General features: G+C 72.5%; 11 protein-coding genes and 1 pseudogene. 7 read left to right on the forward strand and 5 right to left on the reverse strand.

Going from position 1 to position 17,648, the window contains the following annotated elements; all coding sequences use genetic code 11:
* The first annotated feature begins 210 nt into the window (after positions 1-210).
* On the forward strand, positions 211-696 hold the full coding sequence (locus OG285_RS14630; RefSeq protein ID WP_371791166.1) for a hypothetical protein: 486 nt from the start codon (positions 211-213) through the stop codon (positions 694-696).
* On the opposite strand, the gene OG285_RS14635 is transcribed toward OG285_RS14630, so the two are convergent.
* Together OG285_RS14635 and OG285_RS14640 are read right to left on the reverse strand one after the other, a co-directional pair.
* Entirely contained in the window at positions 693-2,777 is a 2,085-nt protein-coding gene (locus OG285_RS14635; RefSeq protein WP_371791167.1) for an FUSC family protein, read from the reverse strand. The genes OG285_RS14630 and OG285_RS14635 overlap by 4 nt on opposite strands.
* A 155-nt stretch (positions 2,778-2,932) precedes the next feature.
* Positions 2,933-4,045 (reverse strand): DUF2786 domain-containing protein, encoded by a 1,113-nt coding sequence (locus OG285_RS14640; protein ID WP_356826041.1) that lies wholly within the window; start codon positions 4,043-4,045, stop codon positions 2,933-2,935.
* Positions 4,046-4,221: 176 nt separating this feature from the next.
* On the opposite strand from OG285_RS14640, the gene OG285_RS14645 reads away from it, so the two are divergent.
* Positions 4,222-5,022, forward strand: a complete 801-nt coding sequence (locus OG285_RS14645) for a hypothetical protein (RefSeq protein ID WP_371791168.1) — start codon at positions 4,222-4,224, stop codon at positions 5,020-5,022.
* Between the two features lie 140 nt (positions 5,023-5,162).
* Here the strand turns inward: OG285_RS14645 and OG285_RS14650 are convergent, their stop codons facing one another.
* Positions 5,163-6,074 carry an NADP-dependent oxidoreductase gene (locus tag OG285_RS14650; RefSeq protein ID WP_356826047.1) on the reverse strand — a complete coding sequence of 304 codons (912 nt, stop codon included), beginning with the start codon at positions 6,072-6,074 and terminating at the stop codon, positions 5,163-5,165.
* Between the two features lie 297 nt (positions 6,075-6,371).
* Between OG285_RS14650 and OG285_RS14655 the strand changes: the two genes are divergently transcribed.
* The gene (locus OG285_RS14655; protein WP_371791169.1) at positions 6,372-8,066 is read left to right on the forward strand and encodes a bifunctional 3'-5' exonuclease/DNA polymerase; all 1,695 of its coding nucleotides are present in this window, start codon (positions 6,372-6,374) and stop codon (positions 8,064-8,066) included.
* A 165-nt stretch (positions 8,067-8,231) separates the two neighbouring features.
* Positions 8,232-8,705, forward strand: coding sequence for a DNA starvation/stationary phase protection protein (locus OG285_RS14660; protein WP_371791170.1), 474 nt, complete (start codon positions 8,232-8,234; stop codon positions 8,703-8,705).
* Positions 8,706-8,878: 173 nt separating this feature from the next.
* On the opposite strand, the gene OG285_RS14665 is transcribed toward OG285_RS14660, so the two are convergent.
* The gene (locus OG285_RS14665; RefSeq protein ID WP_371791171.1) at positions 8,879-10,594 is read right to left on the reverse strand and encodes a SpoIIE family protein phosphatase; all 1,716 of its coding nucleotides are present in this window, start codon (positions 10,592-10,594) and stop codon (positions 8,879-8,881) included.
* A 92-nt stretch (positions 10,595-10,686) separates the two neighbouring features.
* Between OG285_RS14665 and OG285_RS14670 the strand changes: the two are divergent.
* Positions 10,687-10,932, forward strand: a pseudogene (locus OG285_RS14670) (hypothetical protein); the annotation flags it as partial.
* A 100-nt stretch (positions 10,933-11,032) separates the two neighbouring features.
* Positions 11,033-11,218, forward strand: a complete 186-nt coding sequence (locus OG285_RS14675) for a hypothetical protein (protein ID WP_371793691.1) — start codon at positions 11,033-11,035, stop codon at positions 11,216-11,218.
* Positions 11,219-11,685: 467 nt separating this feature from the next.
* On the opposite strand, the gene OG285_RS14680 is transcribed toward OG285_RS14675, so the two are convergent.
* Positions 11,686-14,829 (reverse strand): tetratricopeptide repeat protein, encoded by a 3,144-nt coding sequence (locus OG285_RS14680; protein WP_356826055.1) that lies wholly within the window; start codon positions 14,827-14,829, stop codon positions 11,686-11,688.
* 249 nt (positions 14,830-15,078) lie between these two features.
* Between OG285_RS14680 and OG285_RS14685 the strand changes: the two genes are divergently transcribed.
* Positions 15,079-17,595, forward strand: a complete 2,517-nt coding sequence (locus tag OG285_RS14685; RefSeq protein ID WP_371791172.1) for a tetratricopeptide repeat protein — start codon at positions 15,079-15,081, stop codon at positions 17,593-17,595.
* Positions 17,596-17,648 lie beyond the last annotated feature (53 nt).

Consider the following 17,648-nt stretch of genomic DNA (forward strand, 5'->3'; position numbering starts at 1 on the left):
AGTACGGACGTACGGGATTACAGGTCTCAACTGTGCTGGATCATAGCTGTGTTCACGTGCGGATGCATGAGCATATGCACGTGCACGCGGGGTGGTCGCTCCACTACAGCTTTGCCGGTGAGACGTCCCTCATGCACGGGGACGCGCCGTGCCCGGATCCGGCTCCCTGGTAGCTTGGCGCGTTCCGTCATCCACGCCAGGGGGAAAGAAGTGAACAGGTTCCTACGCACCACCGGCCTCGCGGTCACCGGGCTCGCGGCGGCGCTCGTGGTGAGCGGGTGTTCCAGCAGTGACAGCGGGAGCTCCGACGCGTCCCAGGACAAGGGCGCGCACACCGCGGCCCCGGCGCCCTCCACGTCCGACGGCGGCAGCGGCGCCGACGGTGCCGGTGCGAAGGCCGCGGACATCGAGGGCAGCTGGCTCGCCGTCACCGGCGGCAAGTCCACCGCGCTGGTGATCCAGGGCAAGCAGGCCGCCATCGCGGGTCAGCACGTCTGCACCGGAACGGTCGCCGCCATGGGCAAGCCGATGCTGTCCCTCAAGTGCCCCGACGGCAACAACGACCGCACCATGGGGTCGATCGAGTCCGCCGACGGTAGGACCATGACGGTGTCGTGGGAGGCCGGGATCAAGGACACGTTCAAGAAGACCGACGGTGCGAAGCTCCCGGACGGTCTGAAGATGCCGAAGTCCTAAGGTCTTTCGGCCGGCTGGGGCCGGGGCCGCGGCGCCTCCTCCTCAAGGGCCGCGGTGAGCTGGTCGAGGGTGTTGAGGAGCAGCCCGGCCCCGCTGCGTACGACCTGGTCGGGTACGCCTTCGCCGTCCCACGCCGCGAGGTTCTCGCGCACCTCGTCCCAGTGCGGGACGCGCCGCTGCCGGATGTCCTTGGCGCCCCGCTCGACCGCGTGGAGCAGCGCGTCCGCGACGTCGCGCGCCGCCGGTACGGGGGTGGTTGAGCGACTGGGCAGATGGGCCTCCATCAGCATGGCGGCCCGACCCAGCTGCCCCATCGCCTCCTCCGCGTCGGCAGCCGCCGACCTGGAGAGGCCGCGGTGGCGCACCGGTTCGTGGGCGGCCCGCTCCAGGGCTTCCTGCCAGGCGATCCGGGCGGTGCGCGAGGCCAGCACCGCGTCGCGGACATCGTCCCTGCGGGCGCCGGCCGGATCGGCGTAGTGCGCGACGACCGCCGCCGCGTAACGGCCGTCGGCGAGCAGCCAGTCGGCGAGCCTGTTGCGCAGCCTGGGCGTCTCCCAGGCCGGGTAGACGGCGTACGCGACCATCGCGAGCAGGCCGCCGATCAGCGTGAGCAGCACCCGGTCCCGGACGGTCTGGTCGACGGCGAGTCCGCTCATGCCGAGGAGGAAGACGACGTAGGCGGAGACGCAGGCCGAACCGGCCGCGTAACCCGTGCGCATCAGAAGGAACATCAGCCCCGCGCAGACCACCGCGAGCGCGCCGGACGGGTACGGCCCCGGATGCGCCAGCTGGACGACGGTGGTGGCGACAGCCACCCCGACGAGCGTGCCGCCGAAGCGGGCGACGGCGCGGCCGTACGTCTGGGAGAAGTCCGGGCGCATCACCATCACGGAGGCCAGCGGTACCCAGTAGCCGTGTCCGAACGGCAGGGCGAAGCCGATGAGGTAGCCGACCGCCGCGACCACGGCGATGCGGATCGCGTGGCGCAGGACCGGTGAGTCGTGGCTGTGCAGCTCCTTGCCCACGGCCCGCAGCACGACCGGGGCCATCCGCACCAGCGTGGGCCGTACCAGCGGTTCGGTGTCGGTCGTGGTGCCCTCGCCCTGAGCCGTCTCGACGACGTCGCGGAGCAGGGTGGCCAGCCGGGCCGCGGCGCGGCGGGCGGGTCCGGTGAGCACGTCGGAGTTGTCGGGGGCTTCCAGCACCGCGAGGGCCGGGGCGGCGATGACGACCGGTTGGCCGTGCCGGACGGCGTGGGCGGCGGTGTCCAGTACGGAGCCCGCGGCGGCCAGGAGTTCCCGCACCCGGTCGCGTTCGGGCCCCTCGGCCGCGGCGCCGATGGCCGGGTCGGCGAGCGAGGCGAGCACGGGCCTGACCCGCTCGGCGATCCCGCGGGTGCCGTGCAGTGCGGCGGGACGCCTGCGGGCTTCGCGGCGGGTGACGGTGGCGGCGCTGCGGGCCGTCACGAACGGCTCCGGGTCGAAGTGCGCGACCGGGTCCTGGCGCAGCCGGCGGGCGTAGTCGGCCTCGGCGGCCAGCGCGTCGGCCAGGGCGTCGCGCTGGGCTCCCCATCTGCGGATGGGGAAGAGGACGATCAGCCCGGCCTGGACGACCGCGCCGGTGGCGATCATCGCGGCGTGGCCCGCCGCGGCCGGCACGGAAGTGGGGAGGGTGACGGTCACCAGCATCATCGCGACGTTGGAGGCGGCGATGACGCCCGCGGTGGGCCCGGCGGCCCAGGCCAGCCCTGCCAGGAACGCCCAGAGCGCGATCAGTGCCATGAAGAGCGTGATGTGTGCGCCGGAGAGGTAGCCGAGGAAGGTCGAGACGGCCAGCGTCCCGCCCGAGAGCAGCGCCAGGACGGGCCGGGCGCGCCAGCTGCGCTGGAAACTGGCGATGGCGGCCTGGAAGGCGCCGAAGGCGGAGCTCGCCGCGACGGCCGGGCCGAAGATGTCGAGGCTGAGCAGGACGACCAGGGCGAGGCCCGCGGCACCGCGGAAGGCGATGAGCGGTTCCAGGCGCCGCCGTTGGATCGTCAGCCCGGAGCGGGCGGTCGCGTTCAGGGCCCGGAGCCAGCTCATGGGTCTGAGCGTAGCGGGATATCGGGGCATTTCCGGCGTATGGAGGCAGCGGCACCCGCCGGAGTCAGGGGGTCAGAGGGAGCAGGGAGTCAGGGAGTCACGCCGGGGGCACCGCGCCCGTGCAGCCCTCGGCGGCGCCCGGCCGAGCGCCGCGTTCAGGCACCCGTCCCCAGTCCCGCCGCGTCCGCCGCCGCCGTGCCGTCCAGCCAGCCCGCCTCGTCCGTGACGCCCCGCACCCGGCTCACGGTCGTCTCGGGGAACATCCGGTCCGCCTCCGACACCACCGCCACGTCCCGCTCCGCGAGCACCGGCAGGAGCGAGCCGGCCGCTTCCGCCGTCACCTCTTCCGTGGTCCGGGCGAGCCGCTGGCCGAGCCTGCTGGCGTACGCGGTCAGGAACGACTGCCGGAAGGTCTTCGTCCGCTTCCGTCCGCCCGCGCGCTGCGCCGCCTCCGCGCGGGTCATCGCGGCCATCCCCTGCACCAGGAGCGAGGTGTGGAGCAGTTCGGCCACCTCCAGGTCGGGTTCGAAGCCGACGACCGTGGAGAAACCGAAGGCGCTGTTCCAGACCGCGCGGCAGCGGTTCGCGGTGGCGACCGCGTCGAGCAGGACCGCCTTCGCCGTCTCGTACGGGGCGTCGACACCGATACGGCAGGCCGCCGGGGTGTCCGTGCGCTGCCCGTCGGCCGCGAGCCGCGCCTCGTCGATGCTGTGCCGGGCCATCAGCTCCTGCGCCTTCCCGCTGAGCGCCTCGGCCTCCGCCGCGTAGTCCGTCGCCTCGGCCTTGGCGAGCAGCGCCCGGATCCGGCCGAGCGCCCGCGGCTCGGCGTGGTGGTGCGGCGGCAGGAGCGAATCGGTGCCCGGCGCCGGACCCACCGGTTCGATGGCCGGGAGACGCAGCAGCAGCCGGTACAGCTCCAGGAGCGCGGTCGCGTACGAGAAGCGGTCGGCCTCCCAGGGCGGTGCGGCCAGCTCGTCCAGCTGGGCACGCCAGCGGGGCGGCAGCCGCTTGTACGCCCGGACCTCCGCCGTGATCAGCGACGCCAGCAGCCGGACGTGCCGGTCGGCCAGCTCGCGCCGGACGAGCCGTACGACGTCGGCCGGCTGCCAGCCCCGCTGCCAGGCCCGGCGCAGGAACTCCTCGCCGCGCCGGCCCAGCTCCGCGTCGGCCGCCGGGTCGGCGGCCAGCAGGGAGGCTCCCGTGTCCAGGCCAGCGTCGCCCTCGCTGTAGAGGGCTGCGGCGAAGGCCCGGTCGGTCACCGATTCCATACGTTCTCCATGCGCCCGGTCTCCATGCGCCCGGTCTCCGGGCACCCAGTCTCCATGCGCCCAGGGTAGGTCTGGCCCCACCCCCGTCCGCCCGCCAGTGGTCGTGCTCCGGGCCGCACGGAGCGGTTGACCGATGGGCGCGTGGCCGACGGGCGGGTGACGGCGCGCTGACCATCGTGCTGGGCGGGCTCCGCACCCGGCGGGCCTCGTTCGCCGGGAGTCTCGCGGCGGTGGCACGCGGAGTCGCGCTGCTGACGGTCGTGGAGCTCGGGCTCGCGTCCATGGCCGGCGCGCAGGACCGGGCGCCGACGCGGTTCGCCGCGACGCCGGTCGTGGTGGCGGGCCGGTCCACGATCACCTCGGGCCCGGTGACTCGGCGGATTCTTTATCCACAGCCTGTGGACAGAGAACTGCTGTGCGAACTGCGCGTGCTCGGCCCGGTGACCGGGTCCGGGACCGCGTTGGGCGTGGACGCCCCGGCCGGCGCGGTGCGCGCGGTGGTCGGCCATCGTGCCCAGGTCCTGACCGGGGACGCCCGGCGCCGCGCCGACCCGGCCGCCGGCGCGGACCACGAGGCGCTGGTGACCGTGAACACGCTGCCCGGCACGGCGGGCGGGGGGCCGCCTTCGTCTCGGTGTTCGTCGTCGCCGACCGGGATGCTCGTACGGGAGAACACGGCCGCGTCCGTACGCCGCACCGCGGCCGTGGCGGCCCCGGCCCTGGTCACCGTCGGGCCGGCGGGTTCGCTGCCCGGCTCGGCGGGGATGGTGACCGAGGCCAGGGACGCGGAAGCCCGCGCCCAGGTCCGGGGGAGCCAACTGGTCGCCACCGGGGCCCACTTGAGGGTTCCCGGCCGGATCGACGGCGCCCGGCTCACCCCATCGGCGAGCACCGCGGTCTTCGTACGAGCAGCACACGGTGGGAGCGACGGTGCCGTGGGTGGCACTGGCGGGGGCGCCTGGGGTGCTGCGCGGTGATGGCGGGGGGCGCCCACGGCACGGGCGGGGGCGTGAAGGGGCGGGGACCAGGGGCGTCCCGGGGGCGTGAAGGGCGGGCCGGAGCCAGGGGGATGCCTGGCCCTCCTGCCTCTGCCCGGCGGCCGAAGCGCCCCGCCGCCTCACACCTTCAGCACCAGCTTCCCCCGTACATGCCCCTCCTCGCTCAGCCTCTGCGCCTGCTCCGCCTGCTCCAGCGGAAGCACCTTCGCCACCTCGACGCGCAGCGTGCCGTCCGCCGCCAGCAGGGCCTGCTCCGCCAGGATCGTCACCGCGTCGGCGGACATGGCGCCGCCGCTGAAGACCACGCCCAGCTCCGGCGCCGCCGGGTCGGCGATCGTGACGACGCGGTCCGTCGTACCTCCGCGCAGCTCGATCGAGTCCCGGAGCGCCCCCTTCCCCGCAACGTCGAAGACCGCGTCCACGCCCTGCGGGGCGACCGCGCGGACCCGCTCCACGAGCCCTTCGCCGTACGTCACGGGCGTCGCGCCGAGCACCCGCAGGAAGTCGTGGTTGGCCTCGGACGCGGTGGCGATGACGGTCGCGCCACGGGCCGCGGCGAGCTGGACGGCGATCGAACCGACCGCACCCGCGCCGCCGTTCACCAGCAGCGTCTCCCCGTTCTTCAGCTCCAGCAGTTTCAGGACGCGCTCCGAGGTCTCACCGGCGACCGGCAGCGCGACCGCCGACTCCCAGGGGAGCGCGTCGGGCTTGGGCGCGACGGACTCGGCGAGGGCGTACGGCGCGTACGCACCCGTGACGCTCCAGCCCACCACCTCGTCGCCGAGCGCGACCCCGGTGACGCCCTCACCGATCTCGTCCACGGTCCCGGCGACCTCCACACCAGGGATCGCGGGCAGCGGGGTCGGGAACATGTCCTCCGCCCAGCCACTGCGGATCTTGTGGTCCAGCGCGTTCACCCCGGCGGCGGCCACCTTCAGACGGACCTGGCCGGGGCCGGCGTGCGGCTCGGGGGTCTCCTTGAGCCGGAGCACCTCGGGGCCGCCGAACTCCTCGAACACGATCGCTTCCATGGTTTCTCCTCCATCAGTCGCACAATCAGTCGCAGAGCCCCTGCCGCACGGCACAGCCGGTCGCACAGCGCAGTCGGAAGCAGCCCACCACTGGGTGGAACGCGGGGGAACCGCCACCGCTTCCCCGTCCCGGCATCGATGTCCCGGAACCGATGTCCCGGCATCGACGTCCCGGACGAGTCCCAGAATCGATCGTGACCCCTCCCGGCCCCGCCCGCCTTTCGTACGGTTCCGCCGGTCCGGACGGACAGGGCCGCCTCCGGCGGATTGTCAGTGGTGGCTGCAAGACTCGATCGCATGACCGAACGGTGGGCTCTGGCGACGGCGGAGGGCGGCGGGGCGCACCTCGCGCCACTCGGCGGCGACGGGCTGCCCGCCGGGGACGTGGTGCACGAGCCGGATCTGGTCGAGGCGGTGCGGTCCCGCCCTGAGGTCGGGCGGTGGGTGTGGCGCTCGACCGCCGAGATCTATCCGCGGCTGCTCGCCGCCGGAGTGCGGGTCGAGCGGTGTTACGACATCGAGGACGCGGAGCTGCTGCTGCTCGGCCACGACGGGCGGTACGGCGAGCCCCGCTCGGCCGCGGCGGCCTGGGCCCGGCTGCACCGGGCGCCCGTGCCGCCCGATCCGCGTCCCCGGTCGGCCGAGCCCGGCGCACAGTCGTCCCTCTTCGAGCCCGCCCCCGTCCCCATGGAGCTCGGCGCGCTCCTGGAGGTGTACGCGGACCAGCTCGTCCGGCACGGGACCACCGTCCACCCGGACCGGATGCGGCTGCTCACCGCGTCCGAGTCGGCGGGGATGCTGGTGGCGGCCGAGATGCACCGGGACGGGCTGCCCTGGCGGTCCGATGTGCACCGGGCCGTCCTGGACGAGCTGCTCGGCGAGCGGTACGCGGGCGGCGGTGAGCCGCGCCGGATGGCGGAGCTGGCGGACGAGGTGTCGGCGGCCTTCGGACGCCGGGTCAGACCGGAGCTGCCCGCCGATGTCATCAAGGCGTTCGGCCAGGCCGGGATCCGGGTGAAGTCGACCCGCCGCTGGGAGCTGGAGTCGATCACGCATCCGGCGGTGCGGCCCCTCCTCCAGTACAAGAAGCTGTACCGGATCTGGACGGCCAACGGCTGGGGATGGCTCCAGGACTGGGTGCGGGACGGGCGCTTCCGCCCGGAGTACCAGCCGGGCGGGACGGTCTCCGGGCGGTGGACCACCAATGGCGGCGGGGCGCTTCAGATCCCGAAGGTGATCCGGCGGGCGGTCGTCGCGGACGACGGCTGGCGTCTGGTGGTGGCCGACGCCGACCAGATGGAGCCCAGAGTGCTGGCGGCGGTCTCCCGCGACCGGGGGCTGATGGAGGTGGCGGGACACGACGGGGATCTGTACTCGGCCCTCTCGGACCGGGCGTTCAGCGGCGACCGCGCCCACGCCAAGCTCGCACTCCTCGGCGCGGTCTACGGCCAGACGTCAGGGGACGGCCTGAAGAACCTGGCGGCGCTGCGGCGCCGGTTCCCGGCAGCCGTGGCCTACGTCGACGACGCGGCGAAGGCGGGCGAGGAAGGACGCCTCGTGCGGACCTGGCTGGGGCGGACCAGCCCACCGGCGGCCGGCGCAGAGGACGGCGACGAGGCGGGCATCCCGCAGGAGGACCCGCCCCGCGGCCAGTTTCCGGAGGCCGGGCCGCCGGGCGGACCCCGCTCGTCGGACGCGCGCGCCTGGGGCCGCTTCACGCGGAACTTCGTGGTCCAGGGCAGCGCGGCCGACTGGGCGCTGCTGATGCTGGCCGCGCTGCGCCGCGCCCTCCATACGGCCGGGCTCCGCGCCGAGTTGGTCTTCTTCCAGCACGACGAGGTGATCGTGCACTGCCCGCGGGACGAGGCGCCGCAGGTGGTCGGGGCGATCCGCGCGGCCGGTGAGCTGGCCGGGCGGATCGCCTTCGGGGAGACACCGGTGCGGTTCCCGTTCACGACGGCGGTGGTGGAGTGCTACGCCGACGCGAAGTGACCGGAGAAATGACCGGTTCGCACCACGAAGACTGTCCGCCGGATGCTCGGGTACGCGGAGGGACGGGCACACGGCACAGCGAACCGAAGTGACCCGATGCAAGCCGCACGACATGACAGCACGCAAGACGTAACAGCACGCAAGACGTAAAGGAGTGCACGCACCATGACTGCCACCGTGAAGAGCACCCTGCCCGACGCCGCACGCGAGACCACCGGCAACGCGCTCCAGGGCACCCTGGTCGATCTGCTCGGCCTCTCGCTCCTCGCGAAGCAGGCGCACTGGAATGTGGTGGGGCCGCGCTTCCGCTCCATCCACCTCCAGCTCGACGAGGTGGTCACCACGTCCCGGGACTACGCGGACACGGTCGCCGAACGGTCCTCCGCCATCGGCGTACCGCCCGACGGACGTATCACCGCGCTGGCCAAGACGAGTGAGCTGCCGGAGCCCGCCACCGGCTGGATGCCCGACGACGACGTCGTAGCGCTGCTGGTGGACGCGCTGGGCGGGGTGATCACCCGGCTGCGCGCCGCGATCGCGGCGACCGACCAGGCGGACCCGGTGTCCCAGGATCTGCTGATCGGGCTGACCGCCGAACTGGAGAAGCAGCGCTGGATGTTCCAGGCGGAGAACGTCTGACCCGGGTCGTCGGCTCAGCCGCGTTCGTCCGCCAGCCGGGTTCGTCCGCCCAGCCGTGCTCGTCGGCCGGGGCGGACGCTCGGCATACCGGGCATACCGCGCACATCAGGCACACAGCGCGCACCGCGCACACCGAGAGCGCCGGGGGACACCGAGAGCACGGGGAACACCGCCTACTCCCCCGTCTCCGTCTCCCCCTTCCGCCCCGAGCGGATCCGGGAGGCGAGGACCGCGATGTCGTCCGTGGCGTCCCGGCCGAACCTGTCGAGCACCTCGTCGAGCAGGCCCTCCAGGGTCCCGCCGACCGGCAGCCGCAGGCTTGCCAGTCGGCCGACGGACACATCGATGTCCTCGCCCCTGCGCTCCACCAGCCCGTCGGTGTACATGAACAGGACGGTTCCCGGACCGCAGGGCAGCGACACGGTCTCGTAGCCGCCGAGCCCCGTGCCGAGCGGGGGCCCGACCGGGATATCAGCGATGACGGCGCCCGCTCCGCGGTCGATGAACACCGGCGGCAGATGACCGGCGCTGGCCACCAGACACTCCCCCCGGAAGCGGTCCACGACCGCCAGCAGACAGGTGGCGGCCCGGTCGATGCCCGCCTTCTCGACCATCAGGTCGAGCCGCTCCAGGATGCGGTGCGGCGGTTCGTCGTCCTGGGCGAGGAGCCGCACCATCGAGCGGTAGTGGCTCATCGCCACGGCGGCGTCGACCCCGTGGCCCATCACATCGCCCATGACCTTCAGGTGGCGGGCGTCCGACAGCGGGACGACATCGAACCAGTCGCCGCCGACCTCCGCCCCCTGGCCGACCGGCAGATAGCGGGTGGCGACCTCGATGTGCGGGTGCGGTTTGCGCGGCTCGGAGAGCAGGGCGCGCTGGAGTTCCAGGGCGATGCCGTGCTCACGCGTGTAGCGGCGGGCGTGGTCGAGGTCGACGGCGGCCCGGACCGCCAGCTCCCGGGCGACCACCACGTCCTGCTCGGTGAAGGCGGGTGAGTCACCGGCCCGTACGAGTGCCAGACAGCCCAGCGGGCGCCCCCGCGAGGTGAGCGGCACGACGCACGTGGAGTGGAAGCCGAGGGCGCGGTAGACGGCGACCCGCTCGGAGCTGGGGGCGGACGCGCTCAGCTCCGCGTCGGTCGAGAGGTTCTGCAGGACCGGCTGGTTCGTCTCCAGGCAGCGCGGAATCGTACCGCCGTCCTGGTAGTCGGCGTACTGCCCCGGCTCCCCGAACTGCCGGACCGCCTCCGCGAGAGCGGGCACGGCCGCCATGCCCGCTCTGCGCAGCCGCACCACCCCGGCGGGCGGCGGGCGCACCGACTGGCCGATCTCCGGTGCGAACACCTCGACGCTCGCCACGTCGGCGAGTTCGGGAACCACGAACTCCGCCAGCTCGCCGCAGGTCGTGTTCATGTCCAGCGTGGTGCCGATCAGGGTGGCCGCCGTGTCCAGCATCGACAGATGCCGGCTGACCCGTTCGTACTCCAGGTTCCTGCGACGCGGAGCCGTGACCTCCAGTATGACGACGACGAGCCCCCGGACCTGGCCGTCCTGTTCGACGCGGTGGCATGCACACTGCCAGAACCGCAGCCCGGGATCGTCGGACGAGCGCGTGCGGCCGCTGGCCGCCACTTCGCGGGCCCGGCCGTCGGCGAGCACGCCGCGCAGGATGTCCGTCGGTACGTTCAGCTCCGGAAGGATGTCCGCCACGGTACGGCCGAGATGTTCGGCGGCCGGAATGCCGTTCATCCGTTCGAGCGCCGGGTTGACATACAGATGGCGCAGCTCCGTATCGAGCACGCAGATGCCCGCCGGGGTGCCCCTGAACAGCGATTCCAGCCATTCCAGGCCCACGGGGGGCGGAACATCCGGCGCCTCGGCGCACACGGGACCTCCTGGGCGGGGCGGCGGTCGCCCTGACCTCCATGGTCGGCCGCCCCGGCCCCGGGCGCATCCGCCCGGGGCATGGGGCCCGGCGGATGCGCGCCGGGCCGGCTGCCGGTCGGAGCGCATCGGGGCTTGCGCTGGAGCGCGCTCCAGCGCCTGGCGTCGTACGCACCGCCCGACCGAACCGAGCCAAGGGGAACACCGTGCGCCTGGCAGAGCTGCGCGGCTGGACCTCCTTCGCGGGCTCCCGGCTGCGCTACAACCTGCTGGAGCGCACCCCGGAACGCGAACCCCTGCCGCAGGCGCGCGCGTTCGGCCTGGCCGTACTGGCCTGGGCGCCGCTTGCGGCGGGCAAGCTCACCGGCAAGTACCGCAGGGGCGAGACGGGACGTCTGGACAGCACCGGCCGGGACGACCGGGACGAGAACGAGGACCGCGGTGATCACCGCGGTCCTCGAAGTGGCCGAACAGGGCGGCTGGACCCCGGCCCAGGTGGCTCCGGCCTGGCTGCGCAGCAGGCCCGGCAACGTCATCCCCATCGTCGCGGCCACCAAGGAGAGCCGGTGGGCGGAGATCGACGACCGCCGCTCGACCTACCGGCGCTCCACCGGCGAGGTCCTCTGAGGGGCAGGGCCCGGAGCCTGCACGCCGGGGCCCGGAGAGGGCGCGGCCCGCTCCGGGCCCCGGATCGGTCCTGCGTTTCAGGAAACAGCCGACGGATGCATCTGCGATATCCCCGCAAGGAAGTAAGTCATGCAGACAAAGGTCGCGCCGAAAAATACTGCTTTTGCACACCGGTACTTGGCACGGGAAGCAGCATTGGAGTCTTTTGGCGGGTCGAGCGGCACCGAGAATGCTCCTGACTTATCGAATCAATCCAGAGGGGTACGAGGGCGCGACGAATTTCCGCACAGGGCGTCTTCGCCACCTCGCACGCCAATGCTAACGCTCTGCCGACGCACGCATGACCCGCACGGACTCAGCCGAATGACGTCAAACCCCGCACACCGCTCAAATGGGCGCCGATTGCCTCAGGAATTCAACGGGGAGCGCGCCGGAAGGGTCGCCCCGGCATCCGCCGCCGCGCCGGTTCAGCCTCTGCGGCGGCCCAGTCGGCCCAGCGCCCTCAGAGCGCGGGCCTCGTCGGAGCGGGCTCCGATCCGGCGGCTGATCGACAGGCTCTCCTCCAGATGCGCCGCAGCCTGACCGAGGCGTCCGGTGTCCTGCTCGACCTGGGCCAAGTCGTAGAGGACACCGACCTCTTCACCTGCGGCACGGATGCGCCGCATCACCGCGAGGGCGGCGATGTGCTGGGGCAGGGCCTGCTCGGCGAGGCCTGCCGCACGGTAGGCCCGACCGGTGCCGTTGAGCGCGACGCCCTCTCCGCGGAGATCTCCCACGCCACGCAGCGCCGGCAATGCCTTTCCATAGAGAACAAGGGCTTCATCGGTCTTTCCGAGGGTGGTCAGAACACTCGCGAGATTCATCTGGAGTGTGGCACGGTCCCCTCGTCCCACCATCATCCTGGAAAGATCTATGGCTTCTCTGTACGCACGTTCCGAGGCTTCCAGGTCGCCAATTTTCTGCCTCAGTTCGGCAACATTGTTGAGAGTCCGGAATCTCCCTCTGTCGTCCCCCGCCTCAGTGAACAGGGAAAGGGCGCGCAGGAAGTAATCAAGAGCCGTCTCGTCACGGTCGAGGTGAAGGTGGGTAATTCCGAGCAGGTTACAGCTGCGCCCCACCTGCACCGCGTCATTGGATTTCATCCGCAGCCCGAGAGAGCGCTCCTGGAGCGTCTGTGCGAGTACGTACTGCCCGGTGTGCCACAGCGGAATCGACAGCTGATGGATCGACTCACTCTCCAGATCCGAGTCTCCGAGAGCCCGCGCGACACCCAGAGCCTCGGACGCCGTTGCGTGCCCCTCCCCGTACTCGCCGCGGTGGACACAGACCACGCTCAGGTCGAGCAGGGCCCGCGCCCGCGCCGCGTCGTCCCCCGTGGCGCGCCAGTGGTCCACGGCCCGGCGCAGCAGCGGTTCGGCCGTACCGAGGTGGCCCTCCACGTCCAGAAATCCGGCCAGCATGTTCGTACACAGGGCGAGTTGGTGCTCCGATCCCTGGCTCCGGATCCGGTCCAGCACTGCCAGCACATTGGCGCCCTCGGCGATCAGCCACTGCTCGGCCGCATGCGCGTCGGGCATCTCAGGTCCGGGCGTTCCCGAAAGCCCACTCGCGACGGAGATACGCGAGCGGAATGGATAGGCGAGCCGGTCCGCCCGGTCCGCAAGACGCAGGTAATGATCGACCAGCCGGTGAAGTGCCTGCCGGGATTCTTTCCGACTGTCGACACCCACCGCACGAGTGCCGGAATCCGTGCCGGAATCCGAATCGCCGGGGGGTCCGCCGTCGAGTTCGGCACGAGAACCGGACCCGTCATCGACCAGCGTACGGGCGTACGCGCGCAGAAGATCATGAATGGTGAACCGGTGCGGTGACGGCTCGGAAATGAGGTGGTGGGCGAGGAGTTCCTCCATGGCGCGTGCCGCCGCATCGACGGGAAGTCCGGCAAGCGCAGCCACCGCATGCGCATCGAATTCCAGCCCGAAGTGCAGGCCGATGCGGCGGAAGACCAACTGCTGGACCGGGGTCAGCGCAGCGTAGGAGAGAGCGAACACATGGGACATCGTTCGCTCCCCGTCGCGCATTTCGGAGAGTTCCCCGTTTCCACCGGTCAACTGCTCCAGAAGGTCCGCCGTGGTCCACGACGGCCGGGACAGCAGCCGGCTCGCCACCAGCTCGATGGCGAGCGGAAGGTGACCACAGATGCGGACAATCTGCTCGATATCCGCCCCCCGGGTGGCTCCGCAGCGCCCGCCGAGCCGCTGCTCGAAGAGCGCTATCGCGTCCGCACGCGGCAGAACGTCGAGCGAGACGGGCCTGACCCCGGGCAGACCGGGGAGCCGCTGCCTGCTGGTCACGATGACCGCTGTCGGAGAGGCGCCGGGGAGCAGGGGCCGGACCTGGCCGGGCCCTGCGGCGTCGTCCAGGATCACCACCATGCGGCGGTCCCGCACGGTGGCACGCCAGAGCGAGATCAATTCCGCCTCCGCGTGCGGGAGTTCCGCGGCCGGAATGTCGAGCAGCCGCAGCAGTTCGGTGAGCGCGCGGGCCGCTGTCAGCGGGGCACGGCCGGATACGTGTCCGCGTAAATGGAGGTAAAGGCGCCCATCCGGGAACCGTTCCCGCAGGTGATGTCCGAGGTGCACCGCCATCGAGGTCTTCCCCACACCGCCCATCCCGTCGATCGCCTCGATCCGCACGACCGGGGCGGAGGTGCCGGTGCCCTCACAGAGCGCGGCGGTGAGCTGCCTCAGCTCGTCCCGCCGCCCCACCCACGGGATGTCCCGCGGCAGGTTGTCCGGGACTGCGCGCACGGGACGGGCGGACACCTGCGGGGCGGTGCCGGCCCGCACGAGCAGCGCCGCCGCCGGTGCGCCCGAGAGGATGCCCTGGTGCACCCGGCGCAGCCTGCGGCCCGCGTCCAGGCCGATGTCGCGGACGACGCGCTGCCGTGTCCTCTGCAGCAGTCTGGTCGCCTCGGCCGCACGGCTGCTGCCGTAGAGGGCGAGGGCGAGTTGCTCGACCAGCGCCTCGTCGACCGGATGCTCCCCGGCCAGGGGCAGCAGTACGGGTACGGCCTCGGCGAACTTCCCGGCCTCCATCAGGATTTCGGCCCGTATCCGGGCGCCCGCGAGACCGCTCTCACCGACTGCGGCGCGCAGTCCGGCCGCCCAGTCCGCGGTTATTCCGGCGAGCGGCTCGCCGCGCCAGAGGCCCGCCGCCACGTCCAGCAGCCGGAGTGCCTCGTCCCCGTCGCCGCTGTCCTTCAGGGAGCGCGCCTGGTCGACGCAGCTCGTGTAACGGCGCAGGTCCACCCGGTCCGGGTCGACGTTCAGCACGTACGCGTTCGTACGGCTGACGACCTGGGGTGCGGCGTCCCCGGCGGACTTCAGGGCCCGCCGGATGCGCGAGATATGTACATGCAGCGCTTCTCTGGCCTTGGCAGGCGGATTCTCGTCCCAGATCCGGTGGACCAGCGTATCCACACTCACGGTACGGCTCGCGTCCCAGGCCAGAGCGGCGAATGCGAGCCGCGTTTTGGTGGAACCGAGATCATTGCGCCGGCCGGCGGCCCGTACCTCCACCGATCCTGAGAGTCGAATCTCAAACTCCACCAGCGTCCTTCCGCCGGTCCGGCCCGCTATGGGCCGGGCATTCGAGGGTGACATGGAGCGGCGCCCGTGGCTATATGAGCCCGGCATACGACCTGTTGAAGTCCGAAACCGACTTCTGACTGAACGATTCTGTTCATCCGCACCGCGGAGCGGGAATGCCTCCTGCGGCCGACTGTTGACGCTGCCTCAATTGGCATATTCTTCTGGCAACTTCACAGTTGGGTACCGTGTTCAGGGAGGCTTGGAGACGTGCCCATTCCGGAATCGGGCAGAGCGGCGGCGCTGCTGTCCGCCATGGTCGCGCGCGGAACCGAACGGGGTTCTCCCGCCTGGCGAGAGCTGGGCGAGGTCGTGCGGACCGCGGCGGGGCAGGACCCCTCAGTGGCGCGGCTGTGGTCCCCGCCGGACGCACAGCCGGACGCGGCGACGGCGCGCTCGCTCCAGGACCTGGCGCGGCTGGCCACCACCCTCGCCGCTTCGGCCGGTGCCGACGCGCGCACAGCGAGCACGGTGGACGGCTGGTTGCGGCGGTACGCGCCCGGGCCGGACCGCCCGGAGCACACGAACAGCATCGGCGGGGCAGCGGTCCTGCACGGCCCCAGCGTGCAGGCCCGCGACATCCACGGCAGTGTCCACGTCCACCAGCGGAGCGGACCGGAGAAACCCCGGCCCCCGGTACCCCGACAGCTTCCGCCCCAACGGAGGCCGCTGGTCGCCCGGGAGAGCGATGTGCGCGCCCTGGACCGCCTCCGGTCCGGCCACCCCGCCGAGTCGCCCCAGCTGCTGGTGGTCAGCGGCTTCGCGGGGGTCGGAAAGACCACGCTCGTCTCCCACTGGCTGCACGAGCTGGCAAGCAGCTTCCCGGACGGGCAGCTGTACGCCGATCTGGGCGGGCGGAGCGCCGCCACGGAGGACGGCGGCGGGCCGGTCAGGGCCTCCGCGGTACTCGAAGGGTTCCTGTTCGCGCTCGGAGCGCACTCCGTACCGGCGGACACCGCACAACGCGTCGCGCTCTGGCGTTCGTTGACCTCGCGGCTGCGACTCGCGGTGCTGCTCGACGACGCGTACACATCCGCTCAGGTGCGTCCGCTGCTCCTGGGTTCGCCGGCCGGTATCACCGTCGTCACCAGCAGGAACCACCTCACGGGACTGCTGGTCGACGGGGCCTCCGTGCACCGGCTCGGTACCCTCGCCCCGGAGTCGGCCGTCGAGCTCCTCGCGGCGGGCGGTGGCGGGCAGCGGGTCGCCCAGGACCCGGAGACCGCACGCGAAGTGGTCACCCTCTGCGGCTGTCTGCCCCTGGCCGTCTGCCTCGCGTCCGCCCAACTCGCCGCCCGTCCGCACCACACCCTGTCGGCCCTGGCCCGCAGCCTCTCCCGCGGGCAGGGCCCGCTGGACGCGCTCCGCGTGGAGGGGGAGGCGGTGGTACGCACGGCTCTGGACCTGTCCTACCGTCTGCTGCCCGCCGGCAGCGCCGCGCTCTACCGGCGGATGGGACTGCTGCCCGCGGACCGCTTCGACCTCTCCCTGCTGACCGCTATCAGTGGTGACGTCACGCCCGGGCGGACCGACGGCCCGCCCGGTTCACCCCACGAGGGCCGTCCCGCCTCCCCGGACGGGCCGGGCGACCCGGACGGCTCGGGCGACGCCGACCTGGCCGTCGGCGCCCTGCTGGAGGCGAACCTCCTGGAGGAGACGGGCCCGGGGACCTACCGCTTCCACGACCTCGTACGCCCTCACGCCCGAAGCCTCGGTGAGACGCGGGAGAGCCCCGCACAGCGCGAAGGGACCCTCCGCCGTTTCGTTGACTGGTGCCTGGCCACCGCGACCGCCGCGGAGAGCATCCTCACCCCCGGCCACCGGATGGCCGCACGTGACAGCGCGGTGCCGGACGTCGCACCCGCCGCCCTCGAAACCCCGGCCGAGGCACTGGCCTGGCTGGACACGCACCGCACCATCCTGCTGGGAGCGGTACAGCACAGCGCCCGCGCCGGATGGCACACCGCCTGCTGGCAGTTGACCGATGCCGCCTGGCCGCTCTTCGTCCGGTTGCGCCCCCGGGAGCTGTGGATCGAGATGCACCGCACCGGCCTCGCCGCCGCACGGTCCGACGGCTCCAGGGAGGGCGAGGGCCGCATGCTGACCTCCGGCGCGATCGGGCTGCGTGACGCGGGCCGGTACCCGGAGGCAGCCGACTGGTACGCCCGGGCACTGGAACACGCCACGGCTGACGGCGACGTACGGCAGCAGGCCCAGGCCATCAACGGGCTCGGCCACATCAGTCTGCTGACCCACCAGTACGACGAGGCCCGCACACACTTCGAACAGGCCCTGCGGCTGCGGGAGTCGGCGGGGTACGCACGGGGCGCCGCACTCTCCCGGCGGCGGCTGGGCGAGACCGCCCTGGCAGCCGGTGACCACGGGACCGCCGCCCGGTATCTGACCGATGCGTTCACGCAACTGGAGTCGCAGGGCGAGGGGTACGAGGCGGCTCGCGCCCTCGCCCTGCTCGGCCGCGCGCTGGCCTGCGGCGGGGACCATGAGGGCGGCACCCGGCGGCTGCGTGAGGCGCTGGAAACCTTCCGGTCGTCCGACGTCCGGTCCGAGCACTGGGAGGGGTACTCCCTGGAGTGGCTCGGCGAGGCAGCCGCACGGCAGGACGACCCGGCGGAGGCGGTCCGCCGCTACGAGGCCGCCCGGAATCTCTTCCTCCGGGTCAGCCCGGCCGACGCACAGCGCATGGACGACCGGCTGCGTCACGTGTGAGAGGTGCCGCAGCCGGCGCGATGCCCGCCCGGCCGTCAAGGGCGCCCGGGTGT

The sequence above is a fragment of the Streptomyces sp. NBC_01471 genome (assembly GCF_041438865.1).
Taxonomy (GTDB): domain Bacteria; phylum Actinomycetota; class Actinomycetes; order Streptomycetales; family Streptomycetaceae; genus Streptomyces.